The sequence below is a fragment of the Pseudomonas sp. B21-036 genome (genome assembly GCF_024748925.1).
In the GTDB taxonomy this organism is placed as follows: Bacteria; Pseudomonadota; Gammaproteobacteria; order Pseudomonadales; family Pseudomonadaceae; genus Aquipseudomonas; species Aquipseudomonas palmensis.
This window is the reverse complement of the sequence record NZ_CP087178.1, coordinates 3,494,795-3,514,202: the sequence shown is the minus strand read 5'-3', so window position 1 is coordinate 3,514,202 and position 19,408 is coordinate 3,494,795. Positions and strand designations below refer to the sequence as shown.

Sequence of the window (19,408 nt, the reverse complement as noted above, 5' to 3'; positions counted from 1 at the left end):
AGGTCGGTAAAAAATGTTCGCTCTGTCGGCTGCGCTGTGCGTACAGGGGCAGCTCCGATTGCTCGCTGGTCAGAAGCACTGGCAGCCAGTGGTGTGGGCGAAATGGCGACGTTGAACGATGGGGCTCGAAGGGGGAAGTGAGCAGGTCCTTGGCGTGGCTGCCGGGCAGGTTGGCTCGTGGTTGCCGTGCTGCGTCGATCAGGGTGTGCCGTCTACCGTTTGATGCGCTTCCGTCCCTCGGGACAACTTCGTTCCAGTCGCAATCTCGTCAAACCGCCTTGTGGGCTGTACAGACACGAATCGGCTCAGGTCGGGTAGGTCAGAGCGCAACTCGAAGGCCCTTGCCAGGGCCTCTGATTAGCGGGAGCGGGGCCATCATGCCTCTGCGATTCGGGGGCGTCAAATGTTTTGTAGTGCTTTTTTTCATCCACTACATCTTTGGTCTAATACGACTCGTCAGTCAGTTTCGAGGCCTTTGGTCGAGGCCTTGAACGACGCGGGGTCAGTCCAGTGCCTCGACTTTTACCCGCAAAGTCATGTTCTCACCGCGCTGGGTGGAGTAACTGAGGGTCGAAGCGCTGCCATCGGCCTGACTTTGAGCGTTGACACCTGCCAGGCTGATCCACTTGCCAAGCTTGCCGGTGACCTTCGTGTCGGTGCTTTGCACCTTCACTACATCGGGGCGTTCCTGGCTCATCCGGTCATTGTTGGTGCTGATGGCAAGGTGCACGGTTTCGCCGGTGACGCTGGCGGTGACGTAGAAACCCTGGGTGACGTTGCGGTACTCGGTGTTGCTCTGCACGCGTCCGTAGCTGTCGGTCTGGGTGCTGGTGATGGGAATGCTCTGGCCAACCTGGATCAGCGCTGGAGTGCCCTCGCTGGCCTGCACCTGTTGCAGCCCACCCTCGCGGTTGGCGGTGCCGTAGCGGATCACGCGGGCGTTGCCGCGGTTGTCCTGGACGTTGCTGTCGGTGTTGTCGACGCTGATCAGCAGGCGCTTGGGGGCGGTGTCCAGTTGTTGCAGCAGGGTGCGAAGTTCGTCGATCTTGCCGGGCTCGGCATTGACGATCAGCTTGTTTTCGAAGGTGCTGATACTGCCGTCCTTGCCGATGAAGGCTTGCGCGGCGGGGAGCAGTTCGGCGCTGGTGCGGTGGTTCAGCGGCAGGACTTCGGTGGCGGCCAGCGCACTGAGGCTGAACGACAGAAGCAGGGTGGCGAGCAGGGGGCGTAGCGGCATGTCCATGGTCTCCGCGGGTGGAGTGGACATGATGGCAAATTTGTAGCGGTTGTGCTGGCCTGTTCGCCGGCAAGGCCGGCTCCCGCAGGTATGGGAGCTGGTCTTGCCGGCGACAGGGCTGGCGCTTACTGGGAGTCGCGCACCATGTCCACGTGCGGCAGGCCGGCCTCGAGGAACTCCTCGCTGACGACCTTGAAGCCCAGGCGCTCGTAGAATGCGGTGGCATGCACTTGTGCGGTGAGCTTCTGCTGGCGCAGATCCCGGTTCTGCGCCTCGGCGATGGCGGCCTGCATCAGTGCGTCACCCACCTTGAGCCCGCGCCAGTCCTTGAGCACCGACACGCGCCCGATCTGGCCATCCTGCAACAGGCGGGCGGTGCCGATGGCGTAGTCACCCTCAAAGGCCAGGAAGTGCACGGCGATGTTGTCGTCGGCATCCCACTCCAGCTCTGGCGGCACGTTCTGCTCGGCAATGAACACCGATTCGCGGATACGGCGGATGTCGGCGTTGTCTTTCTGCCAGTCGGCCAGGCGTACTTCGATCTTATTCATTGGCAAATCCCAGGCTTCCTTGCTTGACCAGTTCGCAGATCAGGGTAAGGCCATTTTCGTCGCCAAGCCATGGCGCGAGGTTTTCCACGTGCAGGGCGTCGGCGGCGCAGATCAGCTTGAGCAGGTCGCGCAGTTCGCCCGGCAGCAGGCGGCTCTGGCCGCTGGCGAACAGCAGTACGTTGTCGTCGACTTCCGACCAGGCCAGGCGCGCGCTCGGGTTGCGGATCAGGATCGCACCCTGTTCCAGGCTGTCGATCAGGTCTTCTTCGCTCAGTGCCTCGCCAGCCACCAGTTCCGGGTAGCGTGGTTCGGTCATGAACTGGCCGAACCAGGTCAGCAGCAGGCGCTCGTCGCTCATGTGCTCGGCCAGCAGGCCCTTGAGGCGGTCCAGGGCGTCGCGCTGGATCTGGTGCGGGTCGCTCACTGGCTGGGCGTCGGCGTCGGTGTAGCGCTCTTCGTCAGGCAGGAACTGGCTGAGGAAGTCGGTGAAGTGGGTCAGCACTTCGGCGGCGCTCGGCGCGCGGAAGCCGACCGAATAGGTCAGGCAGTCGTCTTCGGCCACACCGTAGTGGGCCAGGCGCGGTGGCAGGTAGAGCATGTCGCCCGGTTCCAGGGTCCACTCGTCGGTCTGCTCGAAGTCGGCCAGGATACGCAGGTCGGCGTGCTCGATCAGCGGGCTGTCGCTGTCGCACATCTGGCCGATCTTCCAGTTGCGCTTGCCCTGGCCTTGCAGCAGGAACACGTCGTAGTTGTCGAAGTGCGGGCCCACGCTGCCACCCGGGGCGGCGAAGCTGATCATCACGTCGTCGATGCGCCAGCTTGGCAGAAAGCGAAAGCTCTCCAGCAGCTCGCCCACTTCCGGCACGAACTGGTCGACGGCTTGTACCAGCAGGGTCCAGTCGCGCTCAGGCAGGGTGCTGAAGGTGTCGTCGTCGAACGGGCCGCGGCGCAGTTCCCACGGGCGCTCGCCATGTTCGATGACCAGGCGCGATTCGACTTCCTCTTCCAGTGCCAGGCCGGCCAGTTCATCGGCATCGATCGGGCTTTCGAAATCAGGGAAGGCCTGGCGAACCAGCAGGGGCTTCTTCTGCCAGTAGTCGCGCAGGAATTCGCGGGCAGTCAGGCCGCCCAGCAGCTGAAGTGGGGTATCAGGATTCATGTGTAACCTATTGAAAAAAAGTAATTTTCTTTCAGCAATAAAAACGCCCGGCCAAGCCGGGCGTCAAAACGCGGGGGCAATCAGATGCGTTTGGCTTGTGCCGCGGCATTACCGATGTAGTTGGCCGGGGTCAGCTTCTTCAGCTCGGCGCGGGCTTCGGCCGGCATGTCCAGGCCATCGATGAAGGTTAACAGCGCTTCAGGGCTGATACCTTTGCCGCGGGTCAGCTCTTTGAGCTTCTCGTACGGGTTTTCGATGTCGTAGCGGCGCATCACGGTCTGGATCGGCTCGGCCAGGACTTCCCAGCAGGCGTCCAGGTCTTCAGCGATGCGGGCTTCGTTGATTTCCAGCTTGCTGATGCCCTTGAGGCTGGCCTCGTAGGCGATCACGCTGTGGGCGAAACCGACGCCCAGGTTGCGCAGCACGGTGGAGTCGGTCAGGTCGCGCTGCCAGCGCGAGATCGGCAGCTTGCTGGCCAGGTGCTGGAACAGCGCGTTGGCGATGCCCAGGTTGCCTTCGGAGTTCTCGAAGTCGATCGGGTTGACCTTGTGCGGCATGGTCGAGGAACCGATTTCGCCGGCAATGGTGCGCTGCTTGAAGTAGCCCAGCGAGATGTAGCCCCAGATATCGCGATCGAAGTCGATCAGGATGGTATTGAAGCGGGCGATCGCGTCGAACAGCTCGGCAATGTAGTCGTGCGGTTCGATCTGGGTGGTGTAGGGGTTGAACACCAGGCCCAGCTCGTCTTCGATGAAGGCGCGGGCGTTGGCTTCCCAGTCGATCTGCGGGTAGGCCGACAGGTGGGCGTTGTAGTTGCCCACGGCGCCGTTGATCTTGCCCAGCAGCGGCACGGCGGCAACCTGGGCGATCTGGCGCTCCAGGCGGTACACCACGTTGGCCAGCTCTTTGCCCAGGGTAGTCGGCGAAGCCGGTTGGCCGTGGGTGCGCGACAGCATCGGTACGTCGGCGAAGCGGTGGGCCAGTTCGCGGATCGACTCGGCGATCTGGCGCATCAGCGGCAGCAGCACGCTGTCGCGGCCTTCGCGCAGCATCAGGCCGTGGGACAGGTTGTTGATGTCCTCGCTGGTGCAGGCGAAGTGGATGAACTCGCTGACCTTGGCCAGTTCCGGCAGCTGGGCGGCCTGCTCCTTGAGCAGGTACTCGATGGCCTTGACGTCGTGGTTGGTGGTGCGCTCGATCTCTTTGACGCGCTCGGCGTGCTCGAGGGCGAAGTCGTCGGCCAGGGCGTTGAGCACGGCGTTGGCTTCGGCGGAAAACGCTGGTACTTCAGCGATTTGCGGGTGGGCGGCCAGGCGCTGGAGCCAGCGGACCTCGACCAGGGCGCGGAAACGGATCAGGCCGTATTCGCTGAAGATGGGGCGCAGGGCCTGGGTTTTGCCGGCGTAGCGGCCGTCAACAGGGGAAACCGCAGTGAGCGAGGAAAGCTGCATGGGGTGTTCTCGGACAGTCGGGCAACGAAAAGGGCGCATATCATACATGAAAAACGCGCCCGGGTTTTGAGGGTGACAAAAGGTCTTTCGGGCCTTTTCGCTGGCAAGCCAGCGAAGGCCGCGACGCGGTCAGGGTCAGCCGCGCAGCATCGGGTACAGCTCCTTGAGCAGCTTGCGCCGGCTGATCACCAGCTGCCAGCGGTGCCCGCCCAGCTGGCGCCACAGGCGCGCAGCACGGATGCCGGCCAGCAGCAGGGCGCGGATCTTCGAGGCATTGTTGGGCTGCTGCAGGTTGCGCATGTCGCCATGCACCTGGATACGCTGGCGCAGGGTGCTCAGGGTGTCCTGATAGAGGGCGCCGCACGAAGCGATCACGTTTTCATGCACCAGGCCGAAATGATCGGCCTGGGACTGGATCTGCGGCAGACGCTTGCCGATGGTGTCGAGCATGTCGCCACGCTTGGCCAGCTGGCGCTCCAGGCCCAGCATCGACAAGGCGTAGCGCAGCGGCTCGCGCTGCAGGCTGGCAGGGTCGCGCTCCAGCGCGCTGGCCAGGGCGCGGTAGCCATCCTTGAGGTTCAGGTCGTCACCGCCGAACACCTCCAGGGTGTCCTTGGGGTCGCGTACCAGCAGGCTGCCGAGCATGCAGCCCAGGTCGGCCTCGCTGGCCTGGCCCGTGCGGGCGATTCGGTCGACCAGCACGGCGGCCTGGAATACCCCGCCCAGAGCGACCAGTTGTTCTTGCATCTGGTTCATCAGCGGCTGCTCCAGGGCTCGGCCACTTCGATCACACCGCCCCCCAGGCATACCTCACCGTCATAGAACACCACCGACTGGCCCGGCGTCACGGCGCGCTGCGGCTCGTCGAAAACGGCGCGGTAGCCGCTTGCGGTGCGTTCCAGGGTGCACGCCTGGTCGCTCTGGCGGTAGCGCACCTTGGCCGTCAGCTGGCGCGGGCTGGAGAGGTCGACGGGGTTGACCCAGAAGATCTCCGAGGCGAGCAGGGCGCGGGAGAACAGCCACGGGTGCTCGTTGCCCTGGCCGACCACCAGCACGTTGCGGCTGAGGTCTTTCTCCAGCACGTACCACGGCTCGTCGCTGGCATCCTTGAGGCCGCCGATGCCCAGGCCCTGACGCTGGCCGATGGTGTGGTACATCAGGCCGTGGTGCTGGCCGATGACTTCACCCTCGGTGGTCTGGATTTCACCGGGCTGCGCCGGCAGGTACTGCTTGAGAAAATCGCTGAAACGGCGCTCGCCGATAAAGCAGATACCGGTGGAGTCCTTCTTCTTGGCCGTGGCCAGGCCGTGTTTTTCGGCGATGGCGCGCACCTCGGGCTTTTCCAGTTCGCCCACCGGGAACAGCGTGCGGGCGATCTGCTCGCCGCCGACGGCGTGCAGGAAGTAGCTCTGGTCCTTGTTCGGGTCCAGGCCCTTGAGCAGCTCGGTACGCCCGTCGATGTCGCGGCGGCGCACATAGTGGCCGGTGGCGATCAGGTCGGCACCGAGCATCAGGGCGTAGTCGAGGAACGCCTTGAACTTGATTTCGCGGTTGCACAGGATGTCCGGGTTCGGCGTGCGCCCGGCCTTGTACTCTTCCAGGAAGTGCTCGAACACGTGGTCCCAGTACTCGGCGGCAAAGTTGGCAGTGTGCAGCTTGATGCCGATGCGGTCGCACACGGCCTGGGCATCGGCCAGGTCTTCGCGGGCGGTGCAGTATTCGGTGCCGTCGTCCTCTTCCCAGTTCTTCATGAACAGGCCTTCCACCTGGTAGCCCTGCTCGATCAGCAGGAGGGCGGAGACGGAAGAGTCCACGCCGCCGGACATGCCGACGATGACGCGTGTCTTTTCGGGTTCGTAGAGTGCTGGACTGGTCATAGGTACCGGCTGTGTATCTGGAAAAAGACGTCGATTCTATCAGGCTGCGCCGCGCAAGGCGAAAGCCGCGGCTTCAATTGCGGATCAGGCTCAGGCTGTGCAGCGGGCCGGCCAGGTAGTCGTCGATGCATTGCGGCACCAGCTCGCTGCGCCAGCGCTCGGGGTCTGCCAGCAGTTCGTCGCGGGTGAGCCAGGTGGCGCGCACGATATCGGTGTCCAGGGCGCGTTCGGGGTGGTGGCGAAGCGGGCGGGCAGCGAAGCAGATGCGCTGGTAGGTCACGCCGTTGCTGGGGGCGGTATAGAGGTAGATGCCGACGATGCCGGTAAGCTCGACGTCCCAGGCGGTTTCTTCGAGGGTCTCGCGCAGGGCGGCTTCGAGTAGGGTTTCGTTGGCTTCGAGGTGGCCGGCGGGCTGGTTGAAGACGTGCCGGCCGGCCTTGAATTCCTCGACCAGCAGGAAGCGGCCGTTGTCTTCGACGATGGTGGCGACGGTGATGTGGGGTTGCCAGGTCATGCGGGTGCTCCTGCTCAGTGCAGCGTCGCCTGCATCGCGGGTCAAGCCCGCTCCCACACAACCCCTGTGGGAGCGGGCTTGACCCACGATGCAGACGACACAGATTCCAGAAAGCACAAACCCCGGTGCGTGGCCGGGGTCTGTGTGTCAGCTCAAGCCAACCTTACAGCGCGGCAACCGCGTTGTTGAAGGTCTGGCTCGGGCGCATTGCCTTGGCGGTCAGCTCGGCATCGGGGTAGTAGTAACCACCGATTTCAACCGGCTTGCCCTGGACTGCGTTGAGCTCGGCGACGATGGTCGCTTCGTTCTCGGTCAGTGCCTTGGCCAGCGGTGCGAAGCGTGCTTGCAGCGCCGCGTCATCGGTCTGTGCAGCCAGTGCCTGGGCCCAGTACAGGGTCAGGTAGAAGTGGCTGCCACGGTTGTCGATGCTGCCAACCTTGCGCGCAGGGGACTTGTTGTTGTCCAGGAACTGGCCGGTGGCCTGGTCCAGGGTCGCAGCCAGTACCTTGGCCTTGGGGTTGGCGTAGGCGGTGCTCAGGTGCTCGAGCGAAGCTGCCAGGGCCAGGAACTCGCCCAGCGAATCCCAGCGCAGGAAGTTTTCTTCCACCAGCTGTTGCACGTGCTTGGGTGCCGAACCGCCGGCGCCGGTTTCGAACAGGCCGCCGTTGTTCATCAGCGGCACGATCGACAGCATCTTGGCGCTGGTGCCCAGTTCCATGATCGGGAACAGGTCGGTCAGGTAGTCACGCAGCACGTTGCCGGTGACCGAGATGGTGTCTTCGCCGGCACGGATGCGCTGCAGCGAAACCTTCATGGCCTCGACAGGCGACAGGACACGGATGTCCAGGCCGGTGGTGTCGTGGTCTTTCAGGTATTTCTGGACCTTCTCGATCAGCACGCCGTCGTGGGCGCGTTGCGGGTCGAGCCAGAAGATCGCCGGGGTGGCGCTGGCGCGGGCACGGTTGACGGCCAGCTTGACCCAGTCCTGGATCGGCGCGTCCTTGGTCTGGCACATGCGGAAGATGTCGCCGGCTTCGACGTCCTGGGACAGCAGCAGGTTGCCCTTGCCGTCGACGACGCGGATCACGCCATCAGCCTTGGCCTGGAAGGTCTTGTCGTGGGAGCCGTACTCTTCGGCCTTCTGTGCCATCAGGCCGACGTTCGGCACGCTGCCCATGGTGGTAGGGTCGAAGGCGCCGTGTTGCTTGCAGTCTTCGATCACCGCCTGGTAGATGGTGGCGTAGCAGCGATCCGGGATCACTGCCTTGGTGTCCTGCAGCTGGCCTTCGGTGTTCCACATCTTGCCCGAGTCGCGGATCATCGCCGGCATCGAGGCGTCGACGATGACGTCGCTCGGCACGTGCAGGTTGGTGATGCCCTTGTCGGAATTGACCATGGCCAGCGCCGGGCGCACGGCATACACGGCCTGCACGTCGGCTTCGATCTGGGCCTGCTGCTCGGCTGGCAGGTCCTTGATGCGGGCGTACAGGTCGCCGATGCCGTTGTTCAGGTTGAAGCCGACCTGCTCCAGTACGGCGGCGTGCTTGGTCAGCGCGTCCTTGTAGTACTCGGCGACGATCTGGCCGAACATGATCGGGTCGGAGACCTTCATCATGGTGGCTTTCAGGTGAACCGACAGCAGTACGCCCTGGGCCTTGGCTTCTTCGATCTGGGCAGCGATGAAGCTGCGCAGGGCCTTGGTGCTGAGCACGGCGCAGTCGACGATTTCGCCGGCCTTGACCGCGGTTTTCTCTTTCAGGACGGTGGTCGAACCGTCCTTGGCCAGCAGTTCGATGCGCAGGCTGTCATCGGCTTCGATCAGCGCGGCTTTTTCGCTGCCGTAGAAGTCGCCGTTGTCCATGTGCGCGACGTGCGACTTGGAGTCGGCTGCCCAGGCGCCCATCTTGTGCGGGTGCTTGCGGGCGTAGTTCTTGACCGACAGCGGTGCGCGGCGGTCGGAGTTGCCTTCGCGCAGTACCGGGTTCACGGCGCTGCCCTTGATGCGGTCGTAGCGGGCGCGGGCTTCTTTTTCCGCGTCGGTGCTGACGGTGTCCGGGTAGTCCGGGATGTTGAAGCCCTTGGCTTGCAGTTCCTTGATCGCGGCCTTCAGCTGCGGTACCGAGGCGCTGATGTTCGGCAGCTTGATGATGTTGGCTTCAGGCGTGGTTGCCAGTTGGCCCAGTTCTGCCAGGTGGTCGGCCACTTGCTTGTCGGCGCCGAGCTGTTCAGGGAAGGCAGAGAGGATACGGCCAGCGAGCGAGATGTCACGGGTTTCGACGGCGATGTCGGCAGTGGCGGTGAACGCTTCGACGATGGGCAGCAGTGAGTAGGTGGCGAGGGCGGGGGCTTCGTCGGTGAAGGTGTAGATGATCTTGGATCGGGTGGGCATATTCGGGTTAACTCTCTGTTTTGCTGAGCGTGCGCGGAATCTCGAGGGGTGCGCAGGATAGGCGCTTCGCTCAAGCGGATCCATGAGCAGAAAGTCGAGGATTCCGGGCTGTGATGGTGGGTTGCATCAGTCGAGTGTCAAACGGCTGAACTGCGGTAACAGCCCAGTCTTGTCGGGGCCGGACGTCTCTATTCGGACCGGTCGCCCCCAGTGACCCTTTGGTCACCGGCGGAGTATATCAAACCCTTGGTCGTAATCATCAAGGTCAACATGTCGGATGGCCACTTTTAGACCAAAGACGTAGAGCGTTTTACGCTGGTATGACGGTTTTTTCGGCGAGGTTTGCGTCTGCGTTCAACTGGGTTAGGCTCTGGGGATTGCATGAAGTCCTATCAACCAGAAAAAAGCGGAGTGCAGCATGGGATACCAGAAAATCAAGGTTCCGGCAGTCGGTGACAAAATCACCGTCAACGCAGACCATTCTCTCAATGTTCCCGACAATCCGATCATCCCCTTCATTGAAGGTGACGGTATTGGCGTCGATGTCAGTCCGGTGATGATCAAGGTGGTCGATGCTGCAGTCGAAAAGGCCTATGGCGGCAAGCGCAAGATCTCCTGGATGGAGGTGTATGCCGGCGAGAAGGCCACCCAGGTCTACGACCAGGACACCTGGCTGCCCCAGGAAACCCTGGATGCGGTGAAAGACTACGTGGTATCGATCAAGGGCCCGCTGACCACCCCGGTCGGCGGCGGCATCCGTTCGCTGAACGTCGCCCTGCGCCAGCAACTGGACCTGTACGTGTGCCTGCGTCCGGTGGTGTGGTTCGAGGGTGTGCCCAGCCCGGTGAAAAAACCTGGCGACGTCGACATGGTGATCTTTCGCGAGAACTCCGAGGACATCTATGCCGGCATCGAGTGGAAGGCCGGCTCGCCCGAGGCGAACAAGGTCATCAAGTTCCTCAAGGAGGAAATGGGTGTCACCAAGATCCGCTTCGACCAGGATTGCGGCATCGGCATCAAGCCGGTTTCCAAGGAAGGCACCCAGCGCCTGGTGCGCAAGGCCCTGCAGTATGTGGTGGATAACGACCGCGAGTCGCTGACCATCGTGCACAAGGGCAACATCATGAAGTTCACCGAGGGTGCCTTCAAGGACTGGGGCTACGAGGTGGCCAAGAACGAATTCGGCGCCGAGCTGCTCGATGGCGGCCCGTGGATGAAATTCAAGAACCCCAAGACCGGGCGTGAAGTGATCGTCAAGGACGCCATTGCCGACGCCATGCTCCAGCAGATCCTGCTGCGTCCGGCCGAGTACGACGTGATCGCCACCCTCAACCTGAACGGTGACTACCTGTCCGACGCCCTGGCGGCGGAAGTGGGCGGTATCGGTATCGCGCCGGGTGCCAACCTGTCGGACACCGTGGCCATGTTCGAGGCCACCCACGGCACGGCGCCCAAGTATGCCGGCAAGGATCAGGTCAACCCTGGTTCGGTGATCCTGTCGGCCGAGATGATGCTGCGTCACCTGGGCTGGACAGAGGCGGCGGACCTGATCATCAAGGGCACCAACGGGGCTATCAAGGCCAAGACCGTGACCTACGACTTCGAGCGCCTGATGGAAGGTGCGACGCTGGTGTCGAGCTCGGGCTTCGGTGAGGCGCTGATCAAGCACATGTAAGCGGGCAGCAAAAGGCCGGCCTGTCCGAGAGGGCAGGCCGGCCCTGGTGTTCCTGGGGTGTTCAGGCGTCGATCGTGGTCGCGCTGCCGGCGGGCTCGCTCTGGGCGCTGGTGACGACGGGTCTTATGTTCTGCGCATGAAACCCCTTGGGTGCCTGAATGATATCGAATGTGACGACTTGTCCGGCCTTCAGGGTCTTGTAACCTTCCATGTTAATGGCAGAGAAGTGGGCAAACAGGTCCTCATCCTTGCCATCCTCGTTGATGAATCCGAATCCCTTGGCATTGTTGAACCACTTGACTTTGCCGGTTGCCATCCTCATATCCCTCTGCAAAGGACTCCATCACTGGAGTATCATCCACTCCATCCGCCTATGAACCTGCGAAAATTCTGGTTGACTGCGCGGATCTTTATCGACCACGGTGGGCTCTTATTGGTTGTAACACCGATTTGCCGATAGTCAAGGTCAGGCGACGGCCGTTCCGGCGTGTGGCCAGGCGGTCCACATTCAACCTTAACCTGTCGAAATGATGAATTTCTTTCCATGCATGCACATAGCCAGATTCGACTAACATTCAATCAGGATCGCCCGCAGCAGGATGAGGACGATGGCTCTGGTCTGGCGGTACAGGAAGCCAAGCCCGCGCTGCAGGCACCACCGATGTACAAGGTGGTTTTGTTCAACGATGACTACACACCGATGGATTTCGTCGTCGAAGTGCTCGAGGTGTTTTTTAACCTGAATCGCGAGCTGGCGACCAAGGTCATGCTGGCCGTCCATACAGAAGGGCGGGCAGTGTGCGGATTGTTTACCCGCGACATCGCCGAGACCAAGGCCATGCAGGTCAACCAATACGCCCGGGAAAGCCAGCATCCGCTACTCTGTGAAATCGAGAAGGACGGTTAATCGCCGACCACTTGGGTATGAGGTGAAGCTATGTTAAACCGCGAGCTCGAAGTCACCCTCAATCTGGCCTTCAAGGAGGCCCGTTCGAAGCGTCATGAGTTCATGACCGTCGAACACCTTCTGCTGGCGCTTTTGGATAATGAGGCCGCCGCAACCGTTTTGCGTGCCTGTGGAGCCAACCTCGACAAGCTCAAGCACGACCTGCAGGAGTTCATCGACTCCACCACGCCACTGATCCCCGTGCATGATGAAGACCGCGAGACCCAGCCAACCCTGGGCTTCCAGCGGGTGCTTCAGCGTGCCGTGTTCCATGTACAGAGCTCGGGTAAACGTGAAGTCACCGGCGCCAATGTGCTGGTGGCGATCTTCAGCGAGCAGGAAAGCCAGGCGGTGTTCCTGCTCAAACAGCAAAGTGTCGCGCGAATCGACGTGGTCAACTACATCGCCCACGGTATCTCCAAGGTGCCGGGCCATGGCGAACACCAGGACGGCGAGCAGGACATGCAGGACGAAGACGGCGGCGAAGCCTCGTCCTCGAGCAATCCGCTGGATGCCTATGCCAGCAACCTCAACGAACTGGCACGCCAGGGGCGTATCGACCCGCTGGTGGGGCGCGAGACCGAGGTCGAGCGCGTGGCGCAGATCCTTGCGCGTCGGCGCAAGAACAACCCGCTGCTGGTGGGCGAGGCCGGGGTGGGCAAGACCGCCATCGCCGAAGGCCTGGCCAAGCGTATCGTCGACGGGCAGGTGCCTGACCTGCTGGCCCAGAGCGTGGTCTATTCGCTGGACCTGGGCGCCTTGCTGGCCGGTACCAAGTACCGTGGCGACTTCGAGAAGCGCTTCAAGGCGCTGCTCGGCGAACTGCGCAAGCGTCCGCAGGCGATCCTGTTCATCGACGAAATCCACACCATCATCGGCGCCGGTGCGGCATCGGGCGGGGTGATGGATGCGTCCAACCTGCTCAAGCCGCTGCTGTCTTCGGGTGATATCCGTTGCATCGGCTCGACTACGTTCCAGGAGTTCCGCGGCATCTTCGAGAAGGACCGGGCCCTGGCGCGGCGCTTCCAGAAGGTGGATGTCAGCGAGCCGTCGGTGGAAGACACCATCGGCATCCTGCGCGGCCTCAAGGGGCGTTTCGAGTCCCATCACAGCATCGAGTACAGCGATGAGTCGCTGCGTGCCGCAGCGGAGCTTGCAGCGCGCTACATCAATGACCGTCACATGCCAGACAAGGCCATCGACGTAATCGACGAGGCGGGGGCGTACCAGCGCCTGCAGCCGGTCGAGAAGCGCGTCAAGCGCATCGATGTGCAGCAGGTGGAAGACATCGTCGCCAAGATTGCGCGCATTCCGCCAAAGCACGTCACCAGTTCCGACAAGGAGCTGCTGCGCAACTTGGAGCGCGACCTGAAGCTGACCGTGTTTGGCCAGGATGCCGCGATCGATTCGCTGGCCACCGCCATCAAGCTGTCGCGTGCGGGCCTGAAGGCGCCGGACAAGCCGGTGGGCTCGTTCCTGTTTGCAGGCCCTACCGGGGTCGGCAAGACCGAGGCGGCGCGTCAGCTGGCCAAGGCGCTGGGGGTCGAGCTGGTGCGTTTCGACATGTCCGAGTACATGGAGCGTCACACCGTGTCGCGCCTGATCGGTGCGCCTCCGGGCTATGTCGGGTTCGACCAGGGCGGCCTGTTGACCGAAGCCATCACCAAGCAGCCGCATTGCGTGCTGCTGCTCGATGAAATCGAGAAGGCTCACCCGGAAGTCTTCAACCTGCTGCTGCAGGTGATGGACCACGGTACCCTGACCGACAACAACGGGCGCAAGGCGGACTTTCGCAACGTCATCGTGATCATGACCACCAACGCCGGCGCCGAGACTGCGGCACGGGCCTCGATCGGGTTTACCCATCAGGACCACTCGTCCGACGCGATGGAAGTGATCAAGAAGAGCTTCACGCCGGAGTTCCGCAACCGCCTGGACACCATCATCCAGTTTGGTCGCCTGAGCCACGAAGTGATCAAGAGCGTGGTCGACAAGTTCCTCACCGAACTGCAGGCCCAGCTGGAAGACAAGCGCGTACTGCTGGAGGTGTCGGATGCTGCTCGCAGCTACCTGGCAGCCGGTGGCTACGATGCGCAGATGGGTGCGCGGCCCATGGCGCGGCTTATCCAGGACAAGATCAAGCGGCCGCTGGCCGAAGAGATCCTGTTTGGCGAGCTGGCCGAGCATGGCGGCGTGGTGCACATCGACCTGCGCGATGGCGAGCTGGTGTTCGACTTCGAGACCACGGCCGAGATGGCCTGATCGCGTTCGCCGGCACGGCCGGCTCCTGCGGGGTGATGCAGCCCTGGTAGGAGTCGGCCTTGCCGGCGAGGCTTTTCAGGCAGGCACGCAAAAACGCCCGGCACTGGCCGGGCGTTCTTGTGTGTAGCGTTTAGCGGGCGCGGTAGGTGATGCGCCCTTTGCTCAGGTCATAAGGCGTCAGTTCGACGCGGACCTTGTCGCCGGTGAGAATACGGATGTAGTTCTTGCGCATCTTGCCGGAGATATGCGCGGTAACGACGTGCCCATTTTCCAACTCCACGCGGAACATGGTGTTGGGCAGGGTGTCGACGACAGTGCCTTCCATTTCGAAGCTGTCTTCTTTCGACATGCAGTAAAGCCCTCGGTGTCCAGTTGCCGGCCCGGTGCAACTGCGCCAGGCTAAAAAGTGGCGTGCATTGTGCCCGAAAAATGGGGTTCAAGCCAAGGGTTTCAGTTAAGCGTGACCCATCGTTGATTGATCAGCAGCTCGATGGGGCGGTACTGGGTCTTGTAATTCATCTTTTTGCAGTTCTTGATCCAGTACCCGAGATAGACCGCTTCAAGCCCCAGGCGCAGGGTTTCGCTGATCTGCCAGAGGATCGCGAAACGTCCCAGGCTGCGCCGTTCTTCCTGGGGTTCGTAGAAGGTGTACACCGCCGATACGCCGTTGGGCAGCAGGTCGGTGACCGCCACCGCCAGCAGCTTGCCGTCCAGGCGAAACTCGTAGAAGCGTGAAAACGGCAGGTCGCGGACCAGGAAGGTGGAGAACTGGTCGCGGCTGGGCGGGTACATGTCGCCGTCGGCATGGCGCTGCTCGATGTAGCGGCGGTACAGCTCGAAGTATTCTTCGTTGAACCGAGGGCGTGCCGGGGTCACCACCAGGTCGGCGTTGCGCTTGATGATGCGCTTCTGCTGGCGATTGGGTGTAAAGCGAGCCGCCGGAATGCGCGCAGGTACGCACGCATTGCAGTTCTGGCAATGCGGGCGGTACAGGTGGTCGCCGCTGCGACGAAAGCCCATTTCCGACAGGTCTGCGTAGACGTTGGCGTCCATTGGCTGGCTCGGGTCGAGAAACAGCGTGGTGGCTTGCTCGTCTGGCAGGTAGCTGCAGGCATGGGGTTGAGTGGCATAAAACTTCAACCGCGCCAGCTCTGTCATGATCAACCCCTCGGGAGGTGCGTTTGGATTAAGTGTAAGCCAGCTGTGAAAACTCGCCTAGCAAACGCCAGGACGTCAGGCCCAGCTGACGTTGGCCGGCTGGTCGAGGTAGTTGCGCAGGTACTCGGCAAAGGCGCTGCGAGCGATGGCGCGGGCGCCGAGGCTGTGCAGGTGGTTGGTGGGCATCTGGCAGTCGATGAGTACGAAGCCGGCCGCCTTGAGGTGTTCCACCAGGTGCACGAAGCCCACCTTGGAGGCGTTGTCGGCGCGGCTGAACATCGATTCGCCAAAGAACAGGCGGCCTATGGCCAGGCCGTAGAGCCCGCCCACCAGCTCGCCGTTTTCGCGCACTTCCACCGAGTGGGCGAAGCCCTGCTGGTGCAGCGTGAGGTAGGCAGCCTGCATGGGGGCGGTGATCCAGGTGCCGTCGGCATAGTCGCGAGGCGCCGCACAGGCACTGATCACGCTGGCAAAGTCCTGGTCGAAGCTGACCTGATAGCGGCCCTGGCGAATGACCTTGCGCAGCGAGCGCGACACGTGCAGCTCGTCCGGGAACAACACGGTGCGCGGGTCGGGCGACCACCACAGGATCGGCTGGCCGTCCTGGTACCACGGGAAGCAGCCATGGCGATAGGCCTGCACCAGGCGCTCGGCACTCAGGTCGCCGCCGGCGGCGAGCAGGCCGTTGGGTTCGTGCAGGGCCTTTTCCAGGGGCGGGAAGTCCAGGTTGTTGCGGCTCAGCCAGGTCAGCATGGAGGTGGGTCGCCGTGCGGTGGAGGAGGGGAGGGGAAGGATCGCCGCAAAAGGCTTCGTCGGCAAGGCCGGCGCCAGCCGTTGCCCCGCCGGCGTTGGCGGGCGGCGCAACTTAACCTGCACTATGCTGTCCCAACTACGCAAAAACCCCGCATAAGCCTTTGTCACAAAAGAGAATGCGTGCTCAAATTGCCGTATAGGAAATTGGCCCCCGTTTACGCCTCGTTCCGGCGTGCCGTCATGGCGGCAGGCGGGCAGTAATGTTAAAAGTAGTGGTTTGTTGACCCGGTCGCCCGGTCGACCCCTGTTGGACGCGCATTGAGCGCAGGAATAGACGCGTTTTGAAGAAATCCACCGCAACACCCAACCCCGAGCCGATCTGGCGCCAGCAGTTGCACTACCGGCTCAAGGAAGGTGCGCTGATCGCCATGGGCGCGCTGTGCCTGTACCTGTGGATGGCCCTGCTCACCTACGACCAGGCCGACCCGGGCTTCAGCCATACCAGCAATGTCGAGCAGGTGCAGAACGCCGCCGGTCGCGCCGGGGCGTTCTTTGCCGACGTGTTGTTCATGGTGCTGGGCTATTTCGCCTATATCTTCCCGTTGCTGCTGGCGATCAAGACCTGGCAGATCTTTCGCGAACGTCATCAGCCCTGGCAGTGGAGCGGCTGGCTGTTCTCCTGGCGTTTGATCGGCCTGGTGTTCCTGGTGCTGTCGGGCGCCGCGCTGGCGCATATCCATTTCCATTCGGCCCCGAGCCTGCCGGCCTCGGCGGGCGGCGCGCTGGGCGAAAGCCTGGGTGACCTGGCCAAGAACGCGCTGAACGTGCAGGGCAGCACCCTGATGTTCATCGCGCTGTTCCTGTTCGGCCTGACCGTGTTCACCGACCTGTCGTGGTTCAAGGTGATGGACATCACCGGCAAGATCACCCTCGACCTGTTCGAACTGTTCCAGGGGGCGGCCAACCGCTGGTGGGCCGGGCGCAACGAGCGCAAGCGCCTGGTTGCCCAACTGCGTGAAGTCGACGAGCAGGTGCACGACGTGGTGGCGCCTGTGGTGCCCGACCGCCGCGAGCAGCTCAAGGCCAAGGAACGCATCATCGAGCGCGATACCACGCTGAGCAAGCATGTGGCCGAGCGCGAGCAGCATGTGCCACCGGTGATCATGCCGGCGCCGGCCAAGGCGCCAGAGCCGAGCAAGCGCGTGCAGAAGGAAAAGCAGGCGCCGTTGTTCGTCGACAGCGCCATCGAAGGCACGCTGCCACCGATTTCGATTCTCGACCCGGCCGAGAAGAAGAAGGTCAACTATTCGCCAGAGTCCCTGGCGGGCGTGGGCCATCTGCTGGAAATCAAGCTCAAGGAGTTCGGGGTTGAAGTGTCGGTGGACTCGATCCACCCCGGCCCGGTGATCACCCGCTACGAAATCCAGCCGGCCGCCGGGGTCAAGGTCAGCCGCATCGCCAACCTGGCCAAGGACCTGGCGCGCTCGCTGGCGGTAACCAGCGTGCGCGTGGTCGAAGTGATCCCGGGCAAGACCACGGTGGGTATCGAGATCCCCAACGAAGACCGCCAGATCGTGCGCTTCTCCGAGGTGCTGTCGTCGCCGCAGTATGACGAGGCCAAGTCGCCTGTGACCATGGCCCTGGGGCACGATATCGGCGGCAAGCCGGTGATCACCGACCTGGCCAAGATGCCGCACCTGCTGGTGGCCGGTACCACAGGTTCCGGTAAATCGGTGGGCGTGAACGCGATGATCCTGTCGATCCTGTTCAAGTCCGGCCCCGAAGACGCCAAATTGATCATGATCGACCCGAAGATGCTCGAGCTGTCGATCTACGAAGGCATCCCGCACCTGCTGTGCCCGGTGGTCACCGACATGAAGGACGCCGCCAATGCCCTGCGCTGGAGCGTGGCCGAGATGGAGCGCCGCTACAAGCTGATGGCGGCCATGGGCGTGCGCAACCTGGCCGGCTTCAACCGCAAGATCAAGGACGCCGAAGAAGCGGGCGAGCCGATCTACGACCCGATGTTCAAGCGCGAAAGCATGGATGACGTGCCGCCGCTGCTCAAGACCCTGCCGACCATCGTGGTGGTGGTGGACGAATTCGCCGACATGATGATGATCGTCGGCAAGAAGGTCGAAGAACTGATCGCCCGTATCGCACAGAAGGCGCGGGCTGCCGGTATCCACCTGATCCTGGCCACCCAGCGTCCGTCGGTGGACGTGATCACCGGCCTGATCAAGGCCAACATCCCGACGCGCATGGCGTTCCAGGTATCGAGCAAGATCGACTCGCGTACCATCATCGACCAGGGCGGCGCCGAACAGCTGCTGGGCCATGGCGACATGCTGTACATGCCGCCGGGCACCAGCCTGCCGATTCGCGTGCACGGCGCCTTCGTGTCCGACGAAGAGGTTCACCGCGTGGTCGAGGCCTGGAAGCTGCGCGGCGCCCCTGACTACAACGACGACATCCTCAGTGGTGTCGAAGAGGCCGGCAGCGGCTTCGATGGGGGCGGTGGTGGTGGCGGTGACGATGACGCCGAAACCGACGCGCTGTACGACGAGGCCGTGCAGTTCGTGCTCGAAAGCCGTCGTGCCTCCATTTCCGCAGTACAGCGCAAGCTCAAGATCGGCTACAACCGCGCCGCCCGCATGATCGAGGCGATGGAAATGGCCGGTGTGGTCACTGCCATGAACACCAACGGTTCGCGTGAAGTGATTGCGCCCGGACCGATGCGCGACTGATGATTCCTTATCTGCCGGCGGCCATTGACGGACGCCGGCCCACCCCTACTGCAACGAGGATTTCCATGCGCCTGATTCGCATGCTGTTGGTTTCCGCCATGGCCCTGTCCAGCGCTTCGGTTTTCGCCGCAGAGGCGGACGTCAAAAGCCTGACCCAATTGCTGGAGACGTCCAAGACCATTTCTGCCGGTTTCTCGCAACTGACCCTCGATGGCAGCGGCACCCAGTTGCAGGAAACCACCGGTCAGATGGCGGTACAGCGCCCTGGCCTGTTCTACTGGCACACCGATGCGCCTGCCGAGCAGGTGGTGGTGTCGGACGGCAAGAAGGTGACCCTGTGGGACCCGGACCTGGAGCAGGCGACCATCAAGAAGCTCGACGAGCGTCTGACCGAAACGCCGGCCTTGCTGTTGTCGGGTGATATCTCGAAAATCAGCCAGAGCTTCGATATCACCTCCAAGCAACAGGGTGACGTGATCGATTTCACGCTCAAGCCCAAAACCAAGGACACCCTGTTCGACTCGCTGCGCCTGTCCTTCCGCAAGGGGCTGGTGAACGATATGCAACTGATCGACAGCGTCGGCCAGCGCACCAATATCCTGTTCAGCGGGGTCAAGGCCAATGAGCCGATCCCGGCGAGCAAATTCAAGTTCGTCGTGCCTGAAGGCGCCGACGTGATTCAAGAGTAA

At 62.7% G+C, this 19,408-nt stretch carries 17 protein-coding genes; 5 read left to right on the top strand and 12 right to left on the bottom strand.

The genetic code is table 11. From position 1 onward, the window contains the following. Positions 1–502: 502 nt before the first annotated feature. From LOY33_RS15805 to LOY33_RS15770, 8 genes are all read right to left on the bottom strand, one after another. Positions 503–1,237, bottom strand: coding sequence for a secretin N-terminal domain-containing protein (locus LOY33_RS15805; protein ID WP_258659368.1), 735 nt, complete (start codon positions 1,235–1,237; stop codon positions 503–505). Between the two features lie 125 nt (positions 1,238–1,362). Further along, complete coding sequence (locus LOY33_RS15800; protein ID WP_043860862.1) at positions 1,363–1,788, bottom strand: GNAT family N-acetyltransferase; 426 nt, start codon at positions 1,786–1,788, stop codon at positions 1,363–1,365. Then, positions 1,781–2,947 (bottom strand): cupin domain-containing protein, encoded by a 1,167-nt coding sequence (locus tag LOY33_RS15795; protein WP_043860861.1) that lies wholly within the window; start codon positions 2,945–2,947, stop codon positions 1,781–1,783. Before LOY33_RS15795 ends, LOY33_RS15800 begins: the two co-directional genes overlap by 8 nt. A gap of 80 nt (positions 2,948–3,027) precedes the next feature. Next, positions 3,028–4,398, bottom strand: coding sequence for an adenylosuccinate lyase (purB, locus tag LOY33_RS15790; protein ID WP_043860860.1), 1,371 nt, complete (start codon positions 4,396–4,398; stop codon positions 3,028–3,030). Positions 4,399–4,533: 135 nt separating this feature from the next. Next, positions 4,534–5,154, bottom strand: a complete 621-nt coding sequence (hflD, locus tag LOY33_RS15785; protein WP_043860859.1) for a high frequency lysogenization protein HflD — start codon at positions 5,152–5,154, stop codon at positions 4,534–4,536. Continuing rightward, positions 5,154–6,275, bottom strand: coding sequence for a tRNA 2-thiouridine(34) synthase MnmA (gene mnmA, locus LOY33_RS15780; RefSeq protein WP_058541215.1), 1,122 nt, complete (start codon positions 6,273–6,275; stop codon positions 5,154–5,156). The genes hflD and mnmA overlap by 1 nt, the downstream gene beginning before the upstream one ends. A gap of 73 nt (positions 6,276–6,348) precedes the next feature. After that, positions 6,349–6,789 (bottom strand): NUDIX hydrolase, encoded by a 441-nt coding sequence (locus tag LOY33_RS15775; RefSeq protein WP_054915102.1) that lies wholly within the window; start codon positions 6,787–6,789, stop codon positions 6,349–6,351. A 163-nt stretch (positions 6,790–6,952) separates the two neighbouring features. Next, positions 6,953–9,178 (bottom strand): NADP-dependent isocitrate dehydrogenase, encoded by a 2,226-nt coding sequence (locus LOY33_RS15770; RefSeq protein ID WP_054915101.1) that lies wholly within the window; start codon positions 9,176–9,178, stop codon positions 6,953–6,955. 418 nt (positions 9,179–9,596) lie between these two features. Here LOY33_RS15770 and icd point away from each other — a divergent pair, with 418 nt between their 5' ends. After that, positions 9,597–10,853: an NADP-dependent isocitrate dehydrogenase gene (gene icd, locus LOY33_RS15765; RefSeq protein WP_043860855.1), complete on the top strand. Its 1,257-nt coding sequence runs from the start codon at positions 9,597–9,599 to the stop codon at positions 10,851–10,853. 61 nt (positions 10,854–10,914) lie between these two features. Here the strand turns inward: icd and cspD are convergent, their stop codons facing one another. Continuing rightward, complete coding sequence (gene cspD, locus LOY33_RS15760) at positions 10,915–11,169, bottom strand: cold shock domain-containing protein CspD (protein ID WP_058541364.1); 255 nt, start codon at positions 11,167–11,169, stop codon at positions 10,915–10,917. A gap of 228 nt (positions 11,170–11,397) precedes the next feature. Here cspD and clpS point away from each other — a divergent pair, with 228 nt between their 5' ends. Further along, positions 11,398–11,760 carry an ATP-dependent Clp protease adapter ClpS gene (clpS, locus tag LOY33_RS15755; protein WP_043860853.1) on the top strand — a complete coding sequence of 121 codons (363 nt, stop codon included), beginning with the start codon at positions 11,398–11,400 and terminating at the stop codon, positions 11,758–11,760. 30 nt (positions 11,761–11,790) lie between these two features. Next, positions 11,791–14,061, top strand: coding sequence for an ATP-dependent Clp protease ATP-binding subunit ClpA (clpA, locus tag LOY33_RS15750; RefSeq protein ID WP_043860852.1), 2,271 nt, complete (start codon positions 11,791–11,793; stop codon positions 14,059–14,061). Positions 14,062–14,191: 130 nt separating this feature from the next. On the opposite strand, the gene infA is transcribed toward clpA, so the two are convergent. The 3 genes from infA to aat form a co-directional block, all read right to left on the bottom strand. Continuing rightward, entirely contained in the window at positions 14,192–14,410 is a 219-nt protein-coding gene (infA, locus tag LOY33_RS15745) for a translation initiation factor IF-1 (RefSeq protein ID WP_002553999.1), read from the bottom strand. Between the two features lie 101 nt (positions 14,411–14,511). After that, entirely contained in the window at positions 14,512–15,219 is a 708-nt protein-coding gene (locus LOY33_RS15740) for an arginyltransferase (protein ID WP_043860851.1), read from the bottom strand. Positions 15,220–15,294: 75 nt separating this feature from the next. Then, positions 15,295–15,972, bottom strand: coding sequence for a leucyl/phenylalanyl-tRNA--protein transferase (gene aat / locus LOY33_RS15735; RefSeq protein ID WP_258659367.1), 678 nt, complete (start codon positions 15,970–15,972; stop codon positions 15,295–15,297). 341 nt (positions 15,973–16,313) lie between these two features. Here aat and ftsK point away from each other — a divergent pair, with 341 nt between their 5' ends. Then, positions 16,314–18,719: a DNA translocase FtsK gene (gene ftsK / locus LOY33_RS15730; protein WP_078480766.1), complete on the top strand. Its 2,406-nt coding sequence runs from the start codon at positions 16,314–16,316 to the stop codon at positions 18,717–18,719. 65 nt (positions 18,720–18,784) lie between these two features. Further along, positions 18,785–19,408: an outer membrane lipoprotein chaperone LolA gene (gene lolA, locus LOY33_RS15725; RefSeq protein ID WP_043860848.1), complete on the top strand. Its 624-nt coding sequence runs from the start codon at positions 18,785–18,787 to the stop codon at positions 19,406–19,408.